The organism is Azotobacter tropicalis, from assembly GCF_059739045.1.
Genome location: NZ_AP046060.1, coordinates 200,026 through 220,827 on the forward strand (window position 1 = coordinate 200,026; position 20,802 = coordinate 220,827).

General features: G+C 62.7%; 26 protein-coding genes and 2 pseudogenes. 22 read left to right on the forward strand and 6 right to left on the reverse strand.

Going from position 1 to position 20,802, the window contains the following annotated elements:
- Positions 1-85 precede the first annotated feature (85 nt).
- The 18 genes and pseudogenes from Atro_RS22925 (at position 86) to Atro_RS23010 (ending at position 12,087) form a co-directional block, all read left to right on the forward strand.
- On the forward strand, positions 86-265 hold the full coding sequence (locus tag Atro_RS22925) for a hypothetical protein (protein ID WP_497927762.1): 180 nt from the start codon (positions 86-88) through the stop codon (positions 263-265).
- Positions 246-755, forward strand: a complete 510-nt coding sequence (locus Atro_RS22930; protein WP_497927763.1) for a hypothetical protein — start codon at positions 246-248, stop codon at positions 753-755. Before Atro_RS22925 ends, Atro_RS22930 begins: the two co-directional genes overlap by 20 nt.
- 104 nt (positions 756-859) lie before the next feature.
- Positions 860-1,144 (forward strand): hypothetical protein, encoded by a 285-nt coding sequence (locus tag Atro_RS22935; protein WP_040107235.1) that lies wholly within the window; start codon positions 860-862, stop codon positions 1,142-1,144.
- Between the two features lie 150 nt (positions 1,145-1,294).
- Positions 1,295-1,666 (forward strand): hypothetical protein, encoded by a 372-nt coding sequence (locus tag Atro_RS22940; RefSeq protein WP_497927764.1) that lies wholly within the window; start codon positions 1,295-1,297, stop codon positions 1,664-1,666.
- 87 nt (positions 1,667-1,753) lie between these two features.
- Positions 1,754-2,794 carry a lambda-exonuclease family protein gene (locus Atro_RS22945; protein WP_497927765.1) on the forward strand — a complete coding sequence of 347 codons (1,041 nt, stop codon included), beginning with the start codon at positions 1,754-1,756 and terminating at the stop codon, positions 2,792-2,794.
- A gap of 227 nt (positions 2,795-3,021) precedes the next feature.
- A complete protein-coding gene (locus Atro_RS22950; protein ID WP_040107375.1) occupies positions 3,022-3,369 on the forward strand; it encodes a type II toxin-antitoxin system RelE/ParE family toxin in 348 nt (115 codons plus the stop codon).
- Positions 3,366-3,710 carry a helix-turn-helix domain-containing protein gene (locus tag Atro_RS22955; RefSeq protein WP_040107376.1) on the forward strand — a complete coding sequence of 115 codons (345 nt, stop codon included), beginning with the start codon at positions 3,366-3,368 and terminating at the stop codon, positions 3,708-3,710. Before Atro_RS22950 ends, Atro_RS22955 begins: the two co-directional genes overlap by 4 nt.
- A gap of 281 nt (positions 3,711-3,991) precedes the next feature.
- A pseudogene (locus tag Atro_RS22960) lies at positions 3,992-5,016 on the forward strand (IS110 family RNA-guided transposase).
- A 319-nt stretch (positions 5,017-5,335) separates the two neighbouring features.
- Positions 5,336-5,596, forward strand: a complete 261-nt coding sequence (locus Atro_RS22965) for a type II toxin-antitoxin system Phd/YefM family antitoxin (RefSeq protein ID WP_497927766.1) — start codon at positions 5,336-5,338, stop codon at positions 5,594-5,596.
- A complete protein-coding gene (locus Atro_RS22970) occupies positions 5,593-5,934 on the forward strand; it encodes a type II toxin-antitoxin system RelE/ParE family toxin (RefSeq protein WP_497927767.1) in 342 nt (113 codons plus the stop codon). Before Atro_RS22965 ends, Atro_RS22970 begins: the two co-directional genes overlap by 4 nt.
- Positions 5,935-6,097: 163 nt before the next feature.
- A complete protein-coding gene (locus Atro_RS22975) occupies positions 6,098-6,397 on the forward strand; it encodes a hypothetical protein (protein WP_497927768.1) in 300 nt (99 codons plus the stop codon).
- A 256-nt stretch (positions 6,398-6,653) separates the two neighbouring features.
- A complete protein-coding gene (locus Atro_RS22980; RefSeq protein ID WP_497927769.1) occupies positions 6,654-6,830 on the forward strand; it encodes a hypothetical protein in 177 nt (58 codons plus the stop codon).
- A 14-nt stretch (positions 6,831-6,844) separates the two neighbouring features.
- A complete protein-coding gene (gene mobH / locus Atro_RS22985) occupies positions 6,845-7,435 on the forward strand; it encodes a MobH family relaxase (protein WP_497927770.1) in 591 nt (196 codons plus the stop codon).
- 8 nt (positions 7,436-7,443) lie between these two features.
- Positions 7,444-7,716: pseudogene (locus Atro_RS22990) on the forward strand (TraI domain-containing protein); the annotation flags it as partial.
- Between the two features lie 713 nt (positions 7,717-8,429).
- On the forward strand, positions 8,430-9,221 hold the full coding sequence (locus tag Atro_RS22995; RefSeq protein ID WP_497928018.1) for a hypothetical protein: 792 nt from the start codon (positions 8,430-8,432) through the stop codon (positions 9,219-9,221).
- A complete protein-coding gene (gene traD / locus Atro_RS23000; protein WP_497927771.1) occupies positions 9,214-11,052 on the forward strand; it encodes a conjugative transfer system coupling protein TraD in 1,839 nt (612 codons plus the stop codon). Before Atro_RS22995 ends, traD begins: the two co-directional genes overlap by 8 nt.
- Positions 11,053-11,066: 14 nt before the next feature.
- Complete coding sequence (locus Atro_RS23005) at positions 11,067-11,444, forward strand: hypothetical protein (RefSeq protein WP_349617918.1); 378 nt, start codon at positions 11,067-11,069, stop codon at positions 11,442-11,444.
- On the forward strand, positions 11,437-12,087 hold the full coding sequence (locus tag Atro_RS23010) for an IncC plasmid conjugative DNA transfer DtrJ family protein (protein WP_497927772.1): 651 nt from the start codon (positions 11,437-11,439) through the stop codon (positions 12,085-12,087). The genes Atro_RS23005 and Atro_RS23010 overlap by 8 nt, the downstream gene beginning before the upstream one ends.
- A 251-nt stretch (positions 12,088-12,338) precedes the next feature.
- On the opposite strand, the gene Atro_RS23015 is transcribed toward Atro_RS23010, so the two are convergent.
- Entirely contained in the window at positions 12,339-13,073 is a 735-nt protein-coding gene (locus Atro_RS23015) for an SDR family oxidoreductase (protein ID WP_497927773.1), read from the reverse strand.
- A gap of 447 nt (positions 13,074-13,520) precedes the next feature.
- Here Atro_RS23015 and Atro_RS23020 point away from each other — a divergent pair, with 447 nt between their 5' ends.
- Both Atro_RS23020 and Atro_RS23025 read left to right on the forward strand, forming a co-directional pair.
- Positions 13,521-13,949: a DoxX family protein gene (locus Atro_RS23020; RefSeq protein WP_497927774.1), complete on the forward strand. Its 429-nt coding sequence runs from the start codon at positions 13,521-13,523 to the stop codon at positions 13,947-13,949.
- A 60-nt stretch (positions 13,950-14,009) separates the two neighbouring features.
- The gene (locus Atro_RS23025) at positions 14,010-14,933 is read left to right on the forward strand and encodes an NADP-dependent oxidoreductase (protein ID WP_497927775.1); all 924 of its coding nucleotides are present in this window, start codon (positions 14,010-14,012) and stop codon (positions 14,931-14,933) included.
- Between the two features lie 13 nt (positions 14,934-14,946).
- On the opposite strand, the gene Atro_RS23030 is transcribed toward Atro_RS23025, so the two are convergent.
- Positions 14,947-16,005 carry an RNA-guided endonuclease InsQ/TnpB family protein gene (locus Atro_RS23030; RefSeq protein WP_497927776.1) on the reverse strand — a complete coding sequence of 353 codons (1,059 nt, stop codon included), beginning with the start codon at positions 16,003-16,005 and terminating at the stop codon, positions 14,947-14,949.
- A 21-nt stretch (positions 16,006-16,026) separates the two neighbouring features.
- Here Atro_RS23030 and tnpA point away from each other — a divergent pair, with 21 nt between their 5' ends.
- Positions 16,027-16,443, forward strand: coding sequence for an IS200/IS605 family transposase (gene tnpA / locus Atro_RS23035; RefSeq protein ID WP_497927777.1), 417 nt, complete (start codon positions 16,027-16,029; stop codon positions 16,441-16,443).
- A gap of 84 nt (positions 16,444-16,527) precedes the next feature.
- On the opposite strand, the gene Atro_RS23040 is transcribed toward tnpA, so the two are convergent.
- The 4 genes from Atro_RS23040 to Atro_RS23055 form a co-directional block, all read right to left on the reverse strand.
- On the reverse strand, positions 16,528-17,397 hold the full coding sequence (locus tag Atro_RS23040; protein ID WP_497928006.1) for a helix-turn-helix domain-containing protein: 870 nt from the start codon (positions 17,395-17,397) through the stop codon (positions 16,528-16,530).
- A gap of 156 nt (positions 17,398-17,553) precedes the next feature.
- Complete coding sequence (locus tag Atro_RS23045; protein ID WP_089169851.1) at positions 17,554-17,973, reverse strand: nuclear transport factor 2 family protein; 420 nt, start codon at positions 17,971-17,973, stop codon at positions 17,554-17,556.
- Between the two features lie 59 nt (positions 17,974-18,032).
- Positions 18,033-18,632: an NAD(P)H:quinone oxidoreductase gene (gene wrbA / locus Atro_RS23050; protein ID WP_198868159.1), complete on the reverse strand. Its 600-nt coding sequence runs from the start codon at positions 18,630-18,632 to the stop codon at positions 18,033-18,035.
- A gap of 125 nt (positions 18,633-18,757) precedes the next feature.
- On the reverse strand, positions 18,758-19,663 hold the full coding sequence (locus tag Atro_RS23055) for a LysR family transcriptional regulator (RefSeq protein ID WP_497927778.1): 906 nt from the start codon (positions 19,661-19,663) through the stop codon (positions 18,758-18,760).
- Positions 19,664-19,762: 99 nt separating this feature from the next.
- On the opposite strand from Atro_RS23055, the gene Atro_RS23060 reads away from it, so the two are divergent.
- Positions 19,763-20,686 (forward strand): pirin family protein, encoded by a 924-nt coding sequence (locus Atro_RS23060; RefSeq protein ID WP_497927779.1) that lies wholly within the window; start codon positions 19,763-19,765, stop codon positions 20,684-20,686.
- Positions 20,687-20,802 lie beyond the last annotated feature (116 nt).

Sequence of the window (20,802 nt, forward strand, 5' to 3'; positions counted from 1 at the left end):
CCTGCAGCCATTTGAAACCCACCCTGAGGGGGCATGTCCCTCTCCGGGGGTGTGCCTTTCTCGGGGACGAGAAAGGAATCACACCATGCGGACTTACCTGTTGAGCGTCACCGACATGAGCACCCGGCAGCGGGTTTCGTACCGGTGTCGGGCCACAACCTTCGCGGCAGCGATGAAGATGGCCGAGAAGGAGCATCCCGGCTTTTTTGCGGCACTGCGTTCTGGCTTCAAGGGAGGGCACAGTCATGCGCCCAGCGACACCTGAGCGTCTGAAGGCTTCGCTGCAGGACTGGCGGGAGATGAAAGCGACGGGCGAGGGCCTTGCCTGTTGTGCGGACGAGATGATCGAGCAGATCCAGGCGAAGTTGGCGGTACTGGAGCCACTGCTGGGTGAGCTGGCCGCACAGGGTATGGGCTTCACGCTCAAGCACGGCCAGCATGATGCCTGGGGGATGATCTGCCCCGATGCATCGGAACCCGGGCGCTATCGCTGGCAGGCGTTTCGACGTGACGGCTTCACCGGCCACAGCACGTTCGATTCGGTGGAGCAATGCCTGGGCGACCTGGTGGACGACGGTTACACGCTTCCGGATCCGGGAGCGCTGGATCGTCTGGCCGCCACGGTCGAGTGGCAGCGCGGCATGGAGGTCGTCGCAGTGATTCAGGCCTGCAATGCAGGACGGATGAGCTACGAGGATGCCTTGCGCGCGCGTGAGGCAATCGATACCCGGTATGCGAGCGACGCCGCGCGCTGATACCGGCTGAGCGCTGGAATTCCAGCAAAAAAAATTCCCTGAGGGGCGAATCTGCCCCCTGGGGCTCGTTCGCCTCGACGGGATAACCGAAAAGGAGAACGGATATGCGATCCAGCATGGCTTGTGTGATCGAGGGCCAGTCGAGCGCGTTCGATGCGCTCAAGGCATTGGGACGACAGGCGGGCAACGACCTGCTGCTCAGCTGCACGCTGCCTGTGGACCGGCGAGTGATCGAGGCGTTGAGCCGTGCAGCGGCACGCCGGGTTCGTCTCGATGGGCAGCGGTATGTCTGCCTGTTCGACGAGGGGCCGTTTGCAGAAGGCTTCTACGAGAGCTCCGGCTTGAACAGAACCGAACTGCTCAACTGGTGCGGGCTTGAAGCGCGATGAACGTCGCGCTCTGAGACCGGCATGACGGCTGGCCTTCCAGCCAGAAAAAATTCCCCGAGGGGCGAACCTGCCCCTCTGGGGGACTCGTTCGCCTCGAGGGGACCGCTTGGGCTTTTGAGCCTGGGCGGTGCACTCGAAAAGGAGAACGAGATGGAAGCTTTTGACATCTGCCAAGAGGCCTACCTCCTGGCGCGGCATGAACAGGAGTCGATGTTGCTGGGCGCGTCATCCATGAAGCCTTCGGCCTTCCGCGAGAAGACCGAGACGCTGCGTGAGGCGACCGATGCGCAACTGTTCAACGCCTTGCAGGCCCTCGGCGAACAGGCCGGTCGTGAGTTCCTGAGCCTTCAGGGACCCATCGACCAGCGGCTCGCCGCGGTGCTCAACACGGCCAGCCGGACCCGCAAGAACAAGCTCGACGGGTTCGGGCTGGTCGGTGGCCTGCTGAAGAAGGGCAACCGCTTCGCCAGGGGGTTCTACAAGACCTCGGGCTGGAGCCAAAGGTGCTCTCGGAGGATTTGAGACGGTGTTACCTGTACCGATCGGGTGGCCTCTGTCTCAGTCCAGACGAAAAAGCTCGCCTGGGATTCGCTGACGAGGAGATGAACGATGAAGGTCGTTGATCTCGAGCAGCGGACTCCCGAGTGGCTGCAATGGCGTCAGGAAGGTGTCAGCGCAACCCGTTGCGCGGTCATCATGGGACACAACCCTGCCAAGACGCCCCTCGAGCTCTGGAAGGAGCTGGTCGGACTGACGACCCCGCCCGACCTGTCGGTTATCCCGCAGGTGAGGCGTGGCCAGAAGTTCGAGCCGCTGGCCCTGCAGATGTTCGAGGAGAAATACGGCCAACTGGGCTTGCCGATCTGCGCCGAGTCGCAGGAGCACCCGTTCATTCGGGCCTCCTTCGATGGCCTGCTGGGCGAGGGTGCCCCCGTCGAGATCAAGAATCTCGCGGAGGACAATCATCTGCAGGTGCTGGCGCTGCGGGACAAGAGCCCGGCTTTCCAGCTCTATCGCTGGCAGGTCATGCACCAGCTGATCGTCTGCGGCGCGCGGCGCGGGTACCTGTGGTTCTGGTCGCCCAAGCACGAGCCGTGCTGCCTGGTGGTCGAGCGGGATGACCTGCTCATCCAGCGCATCATCGAGGCAGAAAAAATCTTCTGGAACACGGTGGGAACCGGAACGCCCCCGGCAGCCGATCCCCTGCGGGATGTGCTGCCGATGGAGCAGACCGACGAAGCCGCCTGGAAGGCGTTGGCGGAAAAGCGCCGCGAGCAGGAGGCCAGGCTGGTCGCCCTCAAGGCGCAGTTGAACGCGCTGCAGAAGGAGGCCGGCGAGCTGGACACCCAGCTCAAGCTCCTCGTGAGAGCGGCAGGGTTCCGCCGGGCCGACGCCTACGGAGTGAAGATCACCGTCTACGAGACGGCAGGAACGGTCGACTGGAAGGCGATTGCCGAGGAGATGGCCCAAGGGAAGGAAATTCCGGCGGACCTGATCCAGAAGCACCAGGGCGACAGTGGCTGCCGGACGCGCATGACGGTAGATCCCAGCTTTGACCCGAACCAGCCGGCACCGGTGCTTCGCATCCGCAAGCCGGCACAACCCGAACCGGAGGAACAGCCGCCCTTTGCAGCCGGTTTCTGGTTCTGATGCCCAACCTCTTCGACCCGGCCTTCGTGCCGGGTTTTTTGGGGTAGGCCTTTGAAAAGGAGTTGCACATGCGTGATTTAGAAACTCGAATCTTCTGGGGTTCGAGCGTGCTGCCGGTTCAGCAGGACTGGACGTATGCAGTTGCGGCATTGATGGCACGGGAGCCCTTGTCTTTCCCCATGGCTAACCTTGCGTCGCGTATAAAATTTGATACATTGAGGTAAGGCATGGACGGAAAGCCGATCAAGTGGCGTGGCTCTTCATATGAGGACATCAAGGATGACCACATTTTCACGCCTCGCGCACGTAGGGATGCGGGATTCCAGCTCAGTCAGGTTCAACGTGGGTTGGACCCAGAGGACTGGAAGCCGTTCGACGTGGTTGGCGCCGGCACCAAGGAAATCCGTATCAACCATGATGACGGCTGGTTCCGCGTTATGTATGTCGCAAAATTTCCCGAAGCGGTTTATGTGTTGCACTGCTTCAAGAAGAAAACAGCCACCACGAGCAAGCGCGACAAGGAAATTACCGCTGCTCGTTACAAGGCTGTTATCGAAGAGAGGTCAAAAAAATGAGCATTGATACCAAGATTGATACCGAGACACGGCACATCACTCCGGCTGGGGGGAATGTGTTTGCGGACCTCGGTTTTGGTCCGGAAGAGGCGGCTGCGTTGAAGGCCGAATCCGATCGGCTCATTTCACAAAAACTTTCCATCAGGGAGTCCTTGATGAAAGAAATCGCGAACTGGATCGAGACCGAAAATCTGAAACAGGTCGATGCTGCCCAGGTCCTGGGTGTCACCCGGCCGCGGGTCTCCGATATCGTCCAAAATAAATCGGCCAAGTTCACCATCGATTCGTTGGTGGACATGCTGGCCAGAACGGGAAAACACGTTCAGTTGTCTGTTCGCTAATCCTAGAAATCCTCTAACCCCCGCGCAGTCCTGCTGCCGGGGGTTTTTTATTTCAAACCGGTAATTTCAAACCAAAAAGTGGCGGGAAATGGCCACACAGGCGCGATTTGATTTCCGATCATGGGAAGTCGAACCGGAGGAGCAGCCGCCCTTTGCGGCCGGTTTCTGGTTCTGATGCACAACCTCTCAACCCGGCCTTCGTGCCGGTTAATGAGATGGTCACCCCCACACCCTGCGAAGGCCCTGCTTTCGCAGGGTGTTTCATTTTGGAGACCATCACCATGAGCGATGTAGCACTGGTCGGTATCGACCTTGGCAAACACAGCTTTCATCTCCACGGGCAGGACAGGGCCGGCCGGGAAGTCTTTCGCAGGAAGTCGTCGCGTCAGCAGATGATGAGGTTCTTCAGCAATCTCCCGGCTTGCACCGTGGTGATGGAGGCCTGTGCCGGCTCCCATTTCATTGCCCGGGAGTTGATGGCTCTGGGCATCAGGCCAAGCTGATCTCCCCACAATTCGTCCGGCCCTTCGTCAAGAGCAACAAGAGCGACTTTGTGGATGCCGAAGCGATCTGCGAAGCCGCTTCACGTCCCTCGATGCGTTTTGTGACACCCAGGACCGAGGCCCAGCAGACGCTCTCGGTCCAGCATCGTATGCGGGAGTCGCTGGTGCGGGATCGGACCAAGACCGCCAACCAGATGCATGGTTTTCTGCTGGAGTTCGGGGTCAGCCTGCCCAAAGGGCTGGCAGTCATGAGACGCCTGCCCGATGTCCTGGCCGAGCGGCCGCTGCCTGTTCGGTTAAGCCTGCTGCTGCAACGTCTGCACGCGCACTTCAACTACCTCGACGGACAGATCAGGGAACTGGACAAGGACATTGCAAGCCAGCTCGAGAGCGATGACCTGGGCAGCCGTTTGCTGACCATCCCGTGTGTCGGCCCCATTACCGCCAGCCTGCTGGCTGCCGAAATGGGGGATGGCAGGCAATACGGATGCAGCCGGGACTTCGCCGCATCCGTTGGTTTGGTGCCCCGGCAGTACAGCACTGGGGGTAAGGCCAGGCTACTGGGCATCAGCAAGCGTGGCGACAAGAGGCTCAGGCAACTGCTGGTCCAGTGCGCCAGGGTTTACCTGCAACGACTGGAGCATCAACGCGGCGCCCTGGCCGACTGGGTGCGTGCCCTGCGCAGTCGCCGCCATTCGAACGTGGTCGCTTGCGCCCTGGCTAACAAGTTGGCTCGCATCGCCTGGTCGATCGCGGCCAACCACACGCAGTTCGAGGCGGGGCCAGACGCCTTGGCGGCTTGACCCTGTCGTTACGCAGTACTCCGAACACCTTCCAGGTTTTGCGATCGCTGAACAATCGATGACGTGAACGGCCCACCAGCTTGGCGAAGAACCTGACACAAAAATCGGCTTTCGAAGCCGCCCGGGTTTTCAGGATCGCCAGGCGCGACTCTCATCGTGGCGCGGAGCATGCTCCAACCAGACGCCGGATAGATTTAGGCAAGCCAAACACCCATCGCTGGACAGCATTGCAAAAACGGGGGTGACCATAGATTTTTGTTCTGTCGACGTAGATCTAAATTTAGTCTATAAATAGACTTCTTAAACGCAGGACATTGCTATGAAAATCGAGACGATCAGCTTCTTGAAGAAGCACGCCGCATCGTTGGATCTAACCGAACCCATGGTGATCACCCAGAACGGTCTGCCCGCCTATGTCATCGAGTCCTATGCCGAACGCAAGCAGCGCGATGAGACGATTGCGCTCGTCAAGCTCCTGGCATTGGGTTCCCGCGACAAAGAGCAAGGCAAGCTGGTGTCGGGTAACACGCTCCTGGATCGGTTGGCACAACGATGCCAGCAACCCAAAGGAACCTCATGAGCTTCGACGTTCAGTTTGCTACGACGGCTGAAACCAGCCTGTTTTCCCAGATCGCCCACCTGGAGCCGTACCACGGCTATGACGGGGCCTATGACAAGCTCTCCACCTTGGTGGCAGAAGTTATGCGCCGCCTGGCCGATCACCCGTTGGGCTACCCCATCAGTGCACAAGCCAGCGAGCTTGGGATCACCCATTATCGAGAGCTCAATCTCGATGGCTATCGCGTCTTCTATGAATGCGATGAGGAAAAGCGCCTCGTGGTGGTCCTGCTCATCCTGGGGCAGCGACAGAGCATCGAGCAGCAGCTGATCCACTACTGCCTGATGTTCGACCGTTGAGCCGTAACCGCCAGTACACCTGGCAAACCGCCGAACCTGCCATTGGTGTTGGCCGTTTATCGGTGCTGGTCTGGGGAAGTGGCCAAGAGCGTGAGAAAACTATCCTCAGGTCGGTCGCTACCAGCACCGGCATTTATAACGAACGAAGAAAGAGCGAAGGGCAATGAGCAATAAATACACCCTTGACCAGACCGAACTAGACGAACTCGCCGCCAATTGCCGCGCCCTCTCGGAGTTCATCAAGGATGAAGAAGACGATAGCCGCGCTGCTGAGCTGAGAGAGATTTATGGGACATTCGTGGACATTTTGACCGGCGTGCACAGTGGCGCCCCCAACATGGCCGACACCCTCAAGGCCATCAATGTGCGCGGACAGGACAACCAGGCGTTGAACGACCTGCACGGTGCCGCTTCTGCCTTGGTGGTAGCCATCGAGCGCGAGTGGGATCGGCGCAAGGTCTGACCCGCCGTCTGCACCACAAGGCCTCGTATACCACCGGGACTACTAGCGCGGGCGCCCGAAGGAAATTCACTGGCCAGAGTGACGAAAAATAGGCTGACGCAGCACAGCTCAATGCCTCAACCCCCGTGCAGTCCTGCTGCCGGAGTTTTTTCGTCTCGATCGGGTAATTTCAAGCCAAAAAGTGGCGTGAAATGGCCGCACAGGCGCGATTCGATTTCCGATCATGGGGACTCGACCCACTGCTACGAGAGTCCTCATGCTACTTACCGCCATCAAGCGCTGGTTGTTCGGCGACAACTACGCCTCGCTCTTCGCCGAGGCGCCCCATCCGGCCGAGCGGCTGATTCCCCCGAGCTTCGCCCCTACCTGGAAAACCATAACTGGCGGAACCTGCGCTATCCCCCCTATCAGGAAGGCTATCCCGGCAAGGTGACGGGCGAGTGGTTAATGCGCCACTACCAGGGCAAGCTGATCGACCGCATCGCAGGCTCCATCGGCCTGCCGAAGGACGAGTACCAGCGCTACGTCGAACCGATCCTGATCAACTTCGCGGAGCTGGCGCACCTGCTGCCGGCCTCGGAGCACCATCACCACGCCGGTCCCGGCGGGCTGCTGCGGCACAGCCTCGAAGTCGCCAACCTCACCCTGGATGGGTGCCTGACCACCGCCTTCGACACCGCCGAGACACCGGCCCGGCGCAGCACTCGCCGTTGGCGCTGGAATGTGGCGGGCGTTGCGGCAGGCCTGCTGCACGATGCCGGCAAGGCCCTCACCGATCTGCGCGCCACCGACTTCGAGGGCAAGCTCGAGTGGAGCCCCGAGCAGGAAACCCTCCACCAGTGGGCGGGGCGCCACAAGCTCGACCGCTACTTCCTGCACTGGAATGCCCAGCGCCACGAAAAGCACATCCAGGCCTCGGTGGCCCTGGTGTCGACCCTCATACCCGCCGAAGCCCGCGCCTGGATTCAGGGCGGCGGACGGGACATCTACGATGCCCTGCTCGATGCGATTGCGGGCAACAGGAACCCCGCCCCCTGACCGAGCTGGTGCGCCGGTCGGACTCGGCCTCGGTCAGGCGCGACCTGCTCAAGGGGCCGAGCCATGCCCGAGGCGGGGATACCGGCGTGCCGGTCATCCGCCTGGTCAGCGACGCCATGCTGCGCCTGCTCAGTACGGGACGCTGGACGGTCAACGTGTCGGGCAGCCGGGTATGGGTGGCCACCGATGGCGTCTATATCGCCTGGCACAGCGCCGCCGAGGAGATCGTCAGCCTGCTGGTGAAGGATGGAATCGTGGCCATTCCGCGCTCGCCGGAAACCCTCCTGGCCATCCTGGCGGATCATGGCCTGGCCCAGCGCCGGGACGATGGCGACCTCTACTGGCTCGTCACCCCGCACGTCCTGTGCAGGAACGGCAAGGGGCCGGCTCTGCGCTGCCTGAAACTCAGCTCTGCGGACGTGCTGTTTCCGCATGTGCCGGTCCCGCCGCCGACCTCCATTCTCCTCGGCAAGGAGGGCGAGCAGGTCGAGCTGATCGCGCCCAACGAAACAAGTCCGTTCGATCGCGAGAAGCCGGTTCCCGCGCCGACCGCGGTGCCTGCCCAGGAACCCGCGGCGGCGAAACCGCAGCCGCCGCGCCAGCCCGAGCCGGCTCCGGAGCCAACGCGAAGCGTTATTTCGACGCCCAGCCTGCCGACCGAGCCCAGTACCCCGTCGATGCCAGCCCCGGCGGCTGCCGAGGTGCCCTCGAACGTCCCGCCGGCGCCCCAGCCCCCCATGGAAGAGGCAATGGACGATCCGGATGCGGATCTGCAGCGGATGCTGCTGGGCACAATCTCGCCGGAACAAAGGGCCCTCGCGACGTCCAACCTAGAGTCGGCCCCAGAGCCAGAGGCGCCGGAATTCCCCGAAAAAGCGGCAAGGTTTCGCTGGCCGAGCTGCTGGGCACGCCGGTCGATGGAGAGGCGCCCCCCGAGTCGAGCGCCGAGACGGCTCCCCGAAAAGCCGCACGCGGCAAGGTTCCGCTGGCCGAAATGCTGGGCACGCCCGCCAACGCTCCGTCGGCCCCTGAGCCAAGCCCCGAGCCCGAGGCCACCCGCGGCAAGGTCTCGTTGGCCGCACTGCTGGCCGAGCCGGCGCACTCCGACAGCCAGCCCCAGCCGGCCCCCGAGCCGTCCATGCCGCTCTCCGCGTCCGGGGCGGAGGCAGCTGACTCCGAACAGGAGGTATTGCTGACGCCCGAGCAGGAAGCGCGACTGACGCCGGCGGAGATCGCCCTCCTCGAGGCCCAGCCCGCGTTCGCCCGCAAGCTCATCGCCTGCCTGGGCATTTCGCAAGAATTGCGACTGGTCAGTGGCAGGGTATTCGTGCCGCTGTGCGACAGTCCTTACAACGACGACGACATCCTGCCGCTCTTCCGCGCCGACTGGCTCTGGCAGGACTTCACCCGGGAAGGCGCCCCGCTCACGCGAGCCTGGCATAAGCGAACCGGCTTCCTCCTGACCGCCCAACCGAGTCTGATCCTCTGCAAGCTCGCCGGGCTGGACTGGGACGTGCCGCATATCAGCCGTGTCCCGGCGGAAAAAATCCCCGTGTACCGCCATTACCTGGAGGCGGTGCTGGAGCAGGCCCGCCCCGAGAAGATGGGCGAGGTGAACACGCTGGTGGTCAACCCGACCCAGGTCGCCACGGTCGCTGAGCGCCTGAATGCCTCCGCCCTGGCCATCGAGGAAGCCATTTTCTACCTGCGTGATGCGATGAAGGTTCATACCCGCAAGAAGACCTATATCCGTGCTCTGCCCCAGGAGGTGGCCGCCCATGACTGAATGGAATTACACCAACCTCTGGCGCCCCAACTACGAGGCCGCGGAGGCGACTGCCTGGTGTGCCTCCATGGCGGCCAGCACGGCGGTGCACCTGCTGAGCAGCATGCCGCTCACCCCCTACCTGATCACCCTGGGCGTGCAGGCCGGTTTCGCGCTGGCGGCGCTGCCCAAGGCCGTCCGCCTGCACCGGGCCAAGGCGTGCCTGTGCGGGGTCGAAATGAGCTTTGTCACCCTGGAGGCGCTGCTGAAGGAAACCCGCCAGCGTCCCGACCAGATCTATTACGGCAAAGCCTTCCTCTGGGCGCAGAAGCACGGGCAGATGGCCTTCGAGCTGCTGTCGCGGGACATCGACAAGCTGGTGGCCCGCAAGGGCCGGCGCCAGGCGAGCGTCAAGGGGAGCCGCTGGATCCACGGCCTCGGCATGGCGGAGGAGGAGCCCTGTTTCCGGCCGGAAGACCAGCGCTCCATCCACCACCTGATCATCGGCACGACCGGCGCCGGCAAGACGCGCCTGTTCGACCTGCTGATCGGCCAGTGCATCGCCCGCGGGGAGGCCGTCATCGTCATCGACCCCAAAGGCGACAAGGGGCTGGCCGAAACCTGCCGGCTGACCTGCGCGGCGACCGGCGATCCCAACCGCTTCAAGTATTTCCATCCCGGCCACCCGGAGCACTCGGTGCGCCTCTCGCTCACCAAGAACTACGGCCGGGCCACCGAGGTGGCATCCCGCGTGGCGGTGCTGATGAAGAGCGAGGCGGGCGATCCCTTCCAGGCGTTCGCCCAGATGGCGCTCAACAACGTCATCCAGGCCATGCTGATCTGCAACATCCTGCCCACCCTGGTGGGGATGCGCCGCACGCTGGAGGGCGACATTCCCGGCCTGACGATCAAGGTCGTCACGGCCTACGGGCGTCAGGTGTTCGGCGAAGCCCAGTTCGACAGCATGGCCGACACTGCCGTGCGGGCGGCCAAGGCGCGCGACCCCGAGGCCCGCGCCAAGGTGCTGCGCAAGCTCTACTACAGCGACATCGCCGAGGCCGAGCCGAACCCCGACATCGAGGGCCTGCTCACCATGCTCGAACATGAGCGCACCCACTTCGGCAAGATGATCGCCGGCCTCTTGCCGATCCTGGTCATGCTCACCTCGGGGCACATGGGCCCGTTGCTGTCGCCGGTGTGGGACGATGACGACGAACGGCCGATCTGTGACCTGAACTCGGTCATCAATGCGGCCCACGTGCTGTACCTGGGCCTCGATGCCCTGTCCGACCCCATGGTCGGCTCGACGATCGGCTCCCTGGCCCTGGCGGATCTGGCCTCGACGGCCGGCGAGATCTACAACCATCGCCAGCCCACGCCGGTGAACATCTTCGTCGACGAAGCCGCGGAAGTGCTCAACGACCAGCTGATCCAGCTGCTCAACAAGGGCCGCGGTGCGGGGATCAACCTCTACATCGCGACCCAGACCATCGCCGACTTCAAGGCGCGGATGGGCGACGAAGCCAAGGCCCTGCAGGTGTTGGCCAACGCCAACCACATCGTCGCGATGCGTGTGCTGGATACCGACACGCAGGAGTTCATCGCCAGCAAGATGCCCATGAGCCGCTACCAGTACGTCATGCGCACGCAGGGCAACTCCAGCGGCGAGGCCGGCGTGCTGCAGTCGGGCAACGTCGGCGAGCGGCTGATGGAGGAGGAGGGAGAGCGCTTTCCCATGGCGCTCTTGGGCGAGCTGCCGGACCTGGAATACCTGGCGGTGTTCGCCGGCGGCGACATCCGCAAGGGACGCCTGCCCATCCTGCAACTGCCTCAATCCCCCTCGGCCAACTGATCCGGAGCCTCCCCGTGTCTACGTCCATTGCCCGCGATATCCAACGACTGGCCGGCCTCGACGAGCCGTCGACCACCCTGCTGCGCTCCTTCGATCTGGAGTGGCGCTGCGGTACCCGTTTCATCAAGACCCTGCTGCTGGCCGGCTACAACCCGCCGGCCATCGGCACGGCGCTGACCGAAGCCCTGCAGCGCTATCAGCGCATGTGCCAGCAGGGCGTGGCGGACTACGAGCGCCTGAAGTTCGTGCTGGGCCACCTCTATCGGGCGCTCGAGCGCGCCGACCAGCGCCCCGGCGACGAGCTGACGGCCCGCTGGGGCCGTCACGCCTACGTCCCGTCCGAGGTCACCGAGTACCTGATCCAGACTTACGGAGCAGCCGAGCATGTCTGAGGTGATCGAGGAGAAGTGGCCGAAAGGACTGGTCACCTCGCTGGCGTTCTTTTTCATCCTGGTCCTGATGCTCGCCACCGTGGTGCCGAACGCCCTGATCGACCGGGTGCTCACCCTGGAGCGACAGTGGGGCTACGACCTGCTGACCAAAGCGGACATGAACTCCGTGATCCGGCGTACCGGCAGCGTATACACCACGCTGGTGATCGACTCCGGCGCCAAGGCGGCGGTGTCAGATCTGCTCATGCCGCGGGGCGAGCGGCTGGTCGAGTCCTTCGAGGCGAAGGTCGATGGCTGGTTCGAGTACCTGGCCTCGCGGGGAGCGGCCCTGCAGAAGATCCTCTACCAGATGGTCTACCGGATCATGATGATGCTGTTCTGGTTGCCGTTCCTGGCGGTGGTGCTGCTGCCGGCGGTATTCGCCGGCTGGATGCGCTGGCATGCCAAGCGGCACAGCTTCGACTACGCCTCGCCGCTCCTGAACAACAACGCCGTGGCGATCCTGTCGTGGGGCGCCATTCTGCTGCTGTTGAGCGTCCTGCTGCCGGTGCCGATACCGCCGCTGCTGGTCTGCACCTTCATCCTCATCCTGGTGCCGGTCGTCTTGTCGCTGTTGATCAGCAACCTGCCCAAGCGCATTTGATGTGCTGCAAAGAACATCCTTACCAATAGGGTTTCATCCTGAGTCGAGCGAGAGGACGTGCGTACTGATGAGGTACCGCGTCCCCAACCGACCCGCTGCAACAGGCAGAAACCGACCCAGGCGGACGTCTGACTTTTAAGCTTGTCTTCTTTATCTATGCCTGGATGCCGAGCAGACCGCCGCCCCTGCCGTTTCTTTGGAAGCGGCTTTCTGCCTGGCATGAGCAATGAGGCACGGGGTCGAGAGCGGTCTCAATGCGGACTCGCGGTAGGCCGAACCACGATTTCGCTCACATCCACGTCGTTGGGCTGATCAATTGCATAGACAAGCGCCCGCGCAATCGCATTCGGGGTCAACGCAACTCGGCGGAACGCCTTCATTTCCTCGCGCGCCGCTTCGTCGGAAATCGAGTCAGCCAGCTCGGACTCGACCACGCCCGGGCAGACTACCGTTACGCGGATCTTGTCTGTTTCCTGCCGCAGGCCATCCGAAATGGCTCTTACGGCGAACTTGGTGGCGCAATACACCGCGGCGGTAGGAAATACCGTGAGCCCGCCGATCGAAGAAATGTTGATGACCTGACCGTGCCCCTGGGCCTCCATCGTCGGCAGCACAGCGGCAATGCCGTGCAGCACGCCGCGGACGTTTACGTCCAGCATCCGGTTCCATTCAGCCACCTTCAGGGATGAGAGCGGTGACAGCGGCATGACCCCGGCGTTGTTGATGATGACGTCGATCTTGCCGAATTCTGCCTTGGCGAAATCGGCAAACGCCTGCATGTCGGTATGATCAGTGACATCCAGGGCGCGGCATCTTGCCGAGCCGCCTTGCGCATTGATATCCGCCACAAGCTTCTCCAGCCGATCGGTACGGCGCGCGCCTAGCACGACATGGGCGCCCTTGGCGGCGATGAGCCTTGTAGCAGCCTCGCCAATCCCGCTGCTTGCACCTGTGATCAGTACGACCTTGCCTTGAATGTTCGACATAACCGGATCTCCTCGCTTGAAATCATCACTGTGGGCTCAGCTCCTTCCTCCTGCGCGATGTGCTGGTGGATCGAACTGAGTACGGTGCGATGCTAGGGAAGAGCGGCGAACGGGCGAATGCCGATACCTCCACGGCGCTTGCCTATTTCTGCCTGGCCGGTTGTTGGATAGCGAGGTGTCGGGGGCAGTGAGGCCAATGAACCAGGCGCGAGGGGCCGGCGTATCGTGCCGTCAGGTCAGCTTGTATGGGATTGTGGTGTCCATGTTGGATCGGATCTCTTGCAGTCCGGATTGGGCTGTGCGGAAGCGAGTGTCGGGCCCTCTGTGAGTTCGAATTAATCGAATCTACTCTTCGATATTAGCCGTCTATTTAGATAAGAGAACTGCACGCAGAATTCTCCTCATTGCGGCTCACCAGGGTGGTGGGTCCTTCAAGGGGAAACAGCCATGACGCAATCCATCGCACTCTCCAGCGCCACCGACAGCTCTGTCACGCTCTCCGCTTCGGCCTCACTCGCCGGTCGCGTGCTGCTGAGCGCCATCTTCGTGCTCTCGGGAATCTCCAAGGTCAGCGCCCCTGCTGGCATGATCGGCTATATCGAATCGGTCGGCCTGCCGTTTCCGACCCTGGCCCTCGCGATTGCCATCCTTGTGGAGGTGGTAGGCGGCATCGCCCTGATCCTGGGTTACTGCACTCGCCTGGTTGCCGCGGGGCTCGCGCTGTTCAGCGTCGCCACTGCCCTCGCATTCCACAACGAGCTGGCCGACCAGAGCCAGTTCATCCACTTCTTCAAGAATATCGCCATGGCCGGCGGGCTGCTGCAGGTGGCCGCCTTCGGCGCCGGTCGTTTCAGCCTGGACGCACGTCGCGCCTAATCCTGCGCCGGCTCCTGTTGCCGGCTCCTTCAAGCAGCTCTCAACTTTTCGAGGTGACACATGAAAGCGATTCGCGTAGCGCAATACGGACAACCAGAGGGTTTCGTGTTCGAGGAACTGCCTTCGCCGATGCCGGGCAAGGGTGAGGTACTTATCGAAGTGGCAGGCAGTGGGGTCAATCCGATCGACTGGAAGGTTCTCTCCGGTGCAATGAAAGCCTTTATCCCGCTGGAGCTGCCCTACACGCCGGGCGTCGAGGTAGCCGGTCGAGTGGCGGCGGTAGGCGACGATGTTCGCGGCTTCTCCGTGGGTGACGAGGTGTTCAGTTTCATCAATATTGTCGGTGGTTACGCCACCGAGGTTCTGGCCAGCGCGGACCGTCTCGCCCATCGACCGGGCCGGTTGTCGGCCCTGCAGGCAAGTGGCGTTCCGGCTGTGGCGCTGACCGCTTGGCAAGCGCTGCATGAGCATGCGCAGATCAAGCCAGGGCAGACGGTGCTGATCCACGGCGCCGCTGGCGGGGTCGGCAGCATGGCGGTGCAGATGGCGCGGATCGCCGGCGCCACCATCATTGCCACGGCCTCGGCGCGCAACCATGAGTACCTGCGGGAGCTAGGTGCCTCTCAGGTGATCGACTATACCCAGACGCCGTTCGAGACCGTCGTGAACTCGGTCGATGTCGTGCTGGACCTGGTTGGTGGCGATACGCAGACACGTTCATGGTCGGTACTAAAGCCTGGGGGGGTACTGGTTTCCCCAGTGAGCCCGCCTGACGCCGCACAGGCAGAGGCGGTCGGCGCAACGGGCAAGCATTTCGCGGCACGCTCCGATGGCGCTCAGCTTCAGAAGATCGCCGCGTTGTTTGAGACGGGCGACCTGGTAATCGAAGTGGAAGTGCTGCCCTTATCCCAAGCCGAAGGCGCGTTGCGCAAGAGCTGGGGGCGGCACACACGTGGCAAGCTGGTCCTCGATGCCAGTTTTTGACATCCTCCCCGCCCTAAAGGACGGGGATTCCCACTGCTGGACGGCCATGCCCGGCCGCGAGAATGTTCCTGGCCGCGTTCACATCGCGGTCGTGAGTGGCACCACACTCACAGGTCCATTCTCTTATTCCAAGGCCGGCTCTACCTTTCGGACTGTTGTGGCTGATAACGCCGCAACACGAACAAGCCTGGGTGGTGTACGCCTCGTTGACCTCCCCGAACACGATGCCTGCGTGCGCGCACTTATAGGCCAGCATCGTTTTCAGTTGGCCCCAGCCAGCATCCAGCACCGACTTGGCCATCGAGGTCTTGGCGAGTTGCGTGGGGCTCACATCGCCCACGATGATCGTGCCGCAGCGCTCGACGAGCGCCCGGCTGAACTGGTGCAGGGCATCCTTGCGCCGGTTGGCGATCTTGGCGTGGATGGCTTTGACGCGGGCCTTTTTGCTTGCCCGCTGGGCGACCGCCAGCTTCGGCTCCAGGTCGCGGTAGAAGCGGCCGTTCTCCAGTTTCGTGCCGTCGCTGCAGGTGGCCACGTCCTTGAGGCCAAGGTCGATACCGACCGCCCCCTGCCCGCTCGACGGCCTCACTTCGACCTCGACGACGACGTTGAAGTACCAGCGGCCCCGAGCATCCTCGCTGAAGCTGCCCGAGCGAAAACGGTACTGGCCCAGGCCGTAGCTATCCCAGACCTTGAAGTGATGCCCGTTGTGGTAGACCTGGCCGTTCTTCCAGCTGGCCGCCCCGGACTTGAACGGCACCCAGCCCAGCGAGCGACGGACACCCCCTGACTTGCGCCAGTTGAGGCGAGCCTTCCTGAACTGCTTGCGGCGCGTGGCGTACTTCCGCGACACCTCTTGCAGCGTCTGAGAATGGAGCCCCAGCTCTTTGCTGGAGCCCTTGGTGTAGCGGTCCATGTCGTAGGCAGACAGAAATAGACCGCGCTCCTGAATGGCTCGGGAGCTGAGCTCGTTCAGATAGTTCCAGACGAAGTTCACGCTGCGGGCCATCTGCCGAAGCAGCGGCGCGTGCTTGTCTCGAACGCGAACTTTGAAGGTCTTGGTCTGCTTCATGCGCTCTACTATACTTGGTCTATGAAAGAGAATACAGCAATCCGTACAGGTAGACACTGCATCTTCGAGCTTCATGCTCATTTGGTCTTCGTGACCAAATACAGAGGGCGCGTATTTTCGTCCGCACACCTCGAAACACTGGAAACCCTGTTCCGCAAGGTATGCCATGACTTCGAGGCCGAGCTTCAGGAGTTCAATGGGGAGGCCGACCATGTTCATCTGCTGGTGACATACCCGCCGAAAGTGGCTCTCTCGAAGCTGGTGAACAGCTTGAAGGGCGCGTCCAGCCGCCGAATGAAACAGCTACACCCTGAGCTGGCCGCGCCGGCATACCGGAGCAATGCCTTGTGGAGCCCCAGCTATTTTGCCGGCAGCGTCGGCGGCGCTCCTCTTGCGGTGGTCAGGCAATACATCGAGCAGCAGACGAGGCCGCTATAGGGGAGGCGAAGCCTCCCCCGCTATTCATCCCCGCACTAGAAGTACTGGGCTTTTCGCGCATTTTGGTAAGGCCCGGGGCGAGCATCACGCCTGGCGATAGGCCCTGGGCGTGACGCCCACCTCGCGGCGAAATACCTGGGAGAAATGGCTCGGGCTCGAGTAGCCGACCTCCATCCCGATGTCGATGATGCTGCGGTCCGTCTCGAGCAGCAGATGGCGGGCGCGCGCCATGCGCAGGCGGATGAAGTACTGCGAGGGCGACAGGCCGGTGGCGCGCTTGAACATCCGGCTGAAGTGGTACTCGCTCAGATCCGCGATTTCGGCCAGGTGTGTCAGGCTGAAGTCGTCGGCCAGGCGCTCGCTCATCGCCTCGATGACGCGCCGCAGCTTGTACGCCTGCAGCGCATTGCCGCGCCTGGCAACGCTGTGCGGATCAAGGTAGGTGCGGACCAGATGCACGGCCAGCGCCTGCGCCAGGCTACGTGCGAACAGCGGGCTGGGCTGGCGCTCGCTGATCAGCTCGATGCGCAGCTGATCCAGCATGAGCCTCACCCGCTCATCCCGTGCACCGGACACATCGAGAAAGGTCACCGGGGTGGCGTGTTTGCCCAGCAGATCCCGTGCGGCCTGATCGATTAGTGGCAGGCCGAGATATAGATGCATCACCTCGAAGGTATCGCCGTCCTGTGTTTGCCAGCGCATCTCATACGGCTCGCTGGTGTTGGTGAGGAAGAAATCGCCGGCCTGAACGTTGGCGGCTTCCCATTCCCCGCCGAGGGAGCGTTCTTCGATGTTGGCGGCGCCGGCCAGCACCAGCACCAGCAGCGGCTCCACCACGGCGGGAACCAATATCGGCTCGACGATAGTGTGATGGGTGAACAGCTGCACCACCACATCCTGCATCTGCGGGCGCGGCGGCAAGGCCTGCTGCTCGCCAGGCAGATAATGCAGCATCGATTCGGCAGTGATGCGTTGGGCATCACTCAGTGGCGGTACATCCGGTTCGGTCTGGTGCACGGCATGCTTCCATCGGCAAAGCCCTCAAGCGAGGGCTATGATCGATAGGGTAGCGCAGGGATGGGCAGCCTCGATTAGGTCGACCCGACCGGCTCAGCTGGCCAGTGCAGGAATAGGCGCATCCAGCGCAATGGCGGCCCGGACCGGGTCGAAGTATTCGCGGATGAAGGCCAGCTTGCCGTTTTCGACGCGGACGAACAGTACGTAGTCCTGCTGGTAGAGACGTCCGGTCGGTTTGATCAAGCCCTCGGCCTTGACCTCGGCGCTCGCCTCGGAGGGGGCTGCGCCGGGGTGCACCTTCAGGTCATGGAAGCGGAAGTTCTCCACGGCGCCGACAAACCAGCCGACGTGGCTCAGCACCTGATCGCGCCCACTGAGGCGGGCCGGATGACCGAGCGCAGGCGCGAACGGCAGCTCCCACACCAGATCGTCGGCGATCAGCGTCTTCCACCGTTCGTGGTCATCGACAAAGGTTTCGAAATGCAGGTGCAACAGCTGCTCAGCAGTATTCATGGTCATCGCTCGTTTCAGAACAGAAGGGAAAGGGCTCGCCATTGGGCAAGTCTCAACCATCAGCCGAACAACTTGGTGGCGGTCTTGGCGATCAGTTCACCCTGGTGGCGGGCGCCGGCCAGTTCGGTTTCGCTGGGCTGACGGGAGCCGTCGCCGCCGGTGATGGTGGTCGCGCCATAAGGTGCACCGCCGACCACTTCGGAAACGCCCATCTGGCCCTGGTGGCTATACGGCAGGCCGACAATGGTCATGCCGAAGTGCAGCAGGTTGGTGATGATCGAGAAGAGCGTGGTTTCCTGGCCGCCATGCTGGGTGGCGCTAGAGGTGAACGCGCCACCGACCTTGCCATTCAGCGCGCCGCGCGCCCAGAGCCCGCCGGCCTGGTCGAGAAAGGCTGCCATCTGGCTGCTGATGCGACCGAAGCGCGTGCCGGTGCCGACGATGATCGCGTCGTACTGTTCCAGCTCGGCGACCGTCGCGACCGTCGCCCCCTGGTCCAGCTTGAAGTGCGCGCCCTTGGCGATTTCCTCGGGCACCGTTGCCGGAATGCGCTTGACGTCTACCTGCGCACCGACTGCGCGAGCGCCTTCGGCCATCGCGTTGGCCATGGTCTCGATATGGCCGTAGGACGAATAGTAAAGAACCAGAACCTTAGCCATGTGATGCCTCCATTTAGGTAGTTGCCAACGGCGCCGTCACCGAGATGGAGGCAATGTTGCACGGCAATATGATCGACAAAAGGCGACCAATTTCGACCGTTACGTTCAGCTTTATCGAACGGTCATTATCCCGCTGTCGCTTGTGCCTTGAACCGCTCGATCAACCAGTTGGCCGCAGGACCGGGTGGCGTGTCGGTGCGGTAGATGATGTCGAACACATAGTCACCGCCGACGCAGTCGGGCAGGTCGAGTCGCACCAGTCGGCCGCTGGCCAGATCGTCGCGCACCATGTCGATCGGCATGTTTCCCCAGCCGATGCCTTCGCGAAGCAGCATGTGCTTGGCGCCGAGATCGGCCAATCGCCAGGTGCGAGTGCCAACGACGGCAAATTCCTGATCCTCAGTGAGCTTGGAACGATCGGTGAGTACCAACTGTACGTGCTCGCGGCCGGCGCCGGGCGCGTGCGGCCCGTGCTGGGCCAGGGGATGGTCGGGCGCGGCTACTGGTACCAGCGTTACCTTGCCCACGCCGATGCGTTCGATGCCGTCGATGCTTGTGGTCAGCGGGCCGCTGAGTCCGAGGGTCGCGCCGCGTTCGAGCACCCGTTGCATCACCGCGCCGAGGGCCTCGATATGCAGATGCAGCGACACGGTGGGGAACTGCTCGCGAAAGGCCTTGAGCGCATCGACCACCCGCTCACTGGGCAACATCACGTCGAGTACCAGGTGCACCTCGGCTTCCAGACCATGCAGCAGCCCGCGGACTTTGGCCCGCAAGCCGTCGATACCGTTGTATATCGTCCGGGCCTCGGCCAGCACCGTGCGCCCGGCGTCGGTCAGTTGTGGCTTGCGTGTGGTCTTGCGGTCGAAAAGGCTGACGCCCAACTGCATTTCCAGATTGGCGATGGAATAACTCACTACCGACGTGGCGCGATGCAGCTTGCGCGCCGCACCGGCAAAACTACCGACGTCGACCACCGTGAGAAACACGCGCAACTGGTCCAGCGTAGGGGTACCCGGCTCTGAAACCATTTCGAATTCCTCGAACGTTTCGGTACATATTATCCGGGTTTTACCGATAAGGCAGCGGGCCTAGAGTGACGGCACTTCACTCATTTAGCGAGACCCGCCGTGACCGTCCAGACGTCCAGCCCCAGCGCTATCGAGCAGATCATTCTTCCCAACGTGCGTGACATCGGCGGTTTCGATGTGCGCCGTGCGCTGCCCTCTGCGCAGCGGCGGATGGTGGGGCCGTTCATTTTTCTCGACAGCTTTGGCCCGGTGGTCTTCGGGCCGGGAGAGAGCGTGGACACCCGCCCGCACCCCCACATCGGCCTGTCTACCATCAGTTATCTGCTGCAGGGCGAGATGCTGCACCGCGACAGCGCCGGGCACATCCAGCAGCTTCGCGCCGGGGAGATCAACCTGATGACGGCAGGGCGTAGCATCGTCCACTCCGAACGCTCTAGCGATTCGGTCCGGGCGAGCGGCGGTAGGCTCAAGGGCTTTCAAGCCTGGGTAGCGCTGCCCGAAGCGCACGAAGAAACCGACCCGGGCTTTCAACACCTGCTCGCCGAGCGCATCCCGCTGATCGAAGGGGACGGTGCTTCGCTGAGCCTGCTGGCTGGATCTCTCGAAGGCGTCCAGTCGCCCACCCAGACGGTTTCTGATCTGTTCTACGCCCACCTCCAGTTGCAGGCGGGCGCGTGTTATCGCTTGTCGGCCGAGCACATTGAGCGCGCCCTCTATATGGTGAGCGGCGAGGTCGAGGTGGTCGGTCAGCCGGGGCGCTTCGGCGCTGATCGTCTGGTGGTGCTTCGCCCGGATAGCGAGGTGGTGCTGCGCGCCGTCGGGCCTACCCAGCTCCTGCTGCTGGGTGGCGAGCCGCTGGAAGGTCGCCGACACATCTACTGGAACTTCGTCTCCAGCCGGCCCGAGCGAATCCTGCAGGCCGCCGAAGACTGGCGTGCCCGGCGCTTCCCTGACGTACCGGGCGATGACGAATTCATCCCGCTGCCCGCCGATTCGCAGGTGCGGTGGCGATTCAAGGCGTGATCGTCACGTGCTGACGCCTCGGTGATCGCACTTTCGCGCAAAACTCCGACAGTCTGGGCAAGCCCCCGAAAGCCCGGCGCTCCCCGTTGCGAGACAGTGAACTCGTCGATAACGAC

Excerpts from the sequence above, each read along its gene's own strand:
- Atro_RS22925 (WP_497927762.1), top strand. The coding sequence starts at position 86 with ATGCGGACTTACCTGTTGAGCGTCACCGACATGAGCACCCGGCAGCGG.
- Atro_RS22930 (WP_497927763.1), top strand. The coding sequence starts at position 246 with ATGCGCCCAGCGACACCTGAGCGTCTGAAGGCTTCGCTGCAGGACTGG.
- Atro_RS22935 (WP_040107235.1), top strand. The coding sequence starts at position 860 with ATGCGATCCAGCATGGCTTGTGTGATCGAGGGCCAGTCGAGCGCGTTC.
- Atro_RS22940 (WP_497927764.1), top strand. The coding sequence starts at position 1,295 with ATGGAAGCTTTTGACATCTGCCAAGAGGCCTACCTCCTGGCGCGGCAT.
- Atro_RS22945 (WP_497927765.1), top strand. The coding sequence starts at position 1,754 with ATGAAGGTCGTTGATCTCGAGCAGCGGACTCCCGAGTGGCTGCAATGG.
- Atro_RS22950 (WP_040107375.1), top strand. The coding sequence starts at position 3,022 with ATGGACGGAAAGCCGATCAAGTGGCGTGGCTCTTCATATGAGGACATC.
- Atro_RS22955 (WP_040107376.1), top strand. The coding sequence starts at position 3,366 with ATGAGCATTGATACCAAGATTGATACCGAGACACGGCACATCACTCCG.
- Atro_RS22965 (WP_497927766.1), top strand. The coding sequence starts at position 5,336 with ATGAAAATCGAGACGATCAGCTTCTTGAAGAAGCACGCCGCATCGTTG.
- Atro_RS22970 (WP_497927767.1), top strand. The coding sequence starts at position 5,593 with ATGAGCTTCGACGTTCAGTTTGCTACGACGGCTGAAACCAGCCTGTTT.
- Atro_RS22975 (WP_497927768.1), top strand. The coding sequence starts at position 6,098 with ATGAGCAATAAATACACCCTTGACCAGACCGAACTAGACGAACTCGCC.
- Atro_RS22980 (WP_497927769.1), top strand. The coding sequence starts at position 6,654 with ATGCTACTTACCGCCATCAAGCGCTGGTTGTTCGGCGACAACTACGCC.
- mobH (WP_497927770.1), top strand. The coding sequence starts at position 6,845 with ATGCGCCACTACCAGGGCAAGCTGATCGACCGCATCGCAGGCTCCATC.
- Atro_RS22995 (WP_497928018.1), top strand. The coding sequence starts at position 8,430 with ATGCTGGGCACGCCCGCCAACGCTCCGTCGGCCCCTGAGCCAAGCCCC.
- traD (WP_497927771.1), top strand. The coding sequence starts at position 9,214 with ATGACTGAATGGAATTACACCAACCTCTGGCGCCCCAACTACGAGGCC.
- Atro_RS23010 (WP_497927772.1), top strand. The coding sequence starts at position 11,437 with ATGTCTGAGGTGATCGAGGAGAAGTGGCCGAAAGGACTGGTCACCTCG.
- Atro_RS23015 (WP_497927773.1), bottom strand. The coding sequence starts at position 13,073 with ATGTCGAACATTCAAGGCAAGGTCGTACTGATCACAGGTGCAAGCAGC.
- Atro_RS23020 (WP_497927774.1), top strand. The coding sequence starts at position 13,521 with ATGACGCAATCCATCGCACTCTCCAGCGCCACCGACAGCTCTGTCACG.
- Atro_RS23025 (WP_497927775.1), top strand. The coding sequence starts at position 14,010 with ATGAAAGCGATTCGCGTAGCGCAATACGGACAACCAGAGGGTTTCGTG.
- Atro_RS23030 (WP_497927776.1), bottom strand. The coding sequence starts at position 16,005 with ATGAAGCAGACCAAGACCTTCAAAGTTCGCGTTCGAGACAAGCACGCG.
- tnpA (WP_497927777.1), top strand. The coding sequence starts at position 16,027 with ATGAAAGAGAATACAGCAATCCGTACAGGTAGACACTGCATCTTCGAG.
- Atro_RS23040 (WP_497928006.1), bottom strand. The coding sequence starts at position 17,397 with ATGCTGCATTATCTGCCTGGCGAGCAGCAGGCCTTGCCGCCGCGCCCG.
- Atro_RS23045 (WP_089169851.1), bottom strand. The coding sequence starts at position 17,973 with ATGAATACTGCTGAGCAGCTGTTGCACCTGCATTTCGAAACCTTTGTC.
- wrbA (WP_198868159.1), bottom strand. The coding sequence starts at position 18,632 with ATGGCTAAGGTTCTGGTTCTTTACTATTCGTCCTACGGCCATATCGAG.
- Atro_RS23055 (WP_497927778.1), bottom strand. The coding sequence starts at position 19,663 with ATGGTTTCAGAGCCGGGTACCCCTACGCTGGACCAGTTGCGCGTGTTT.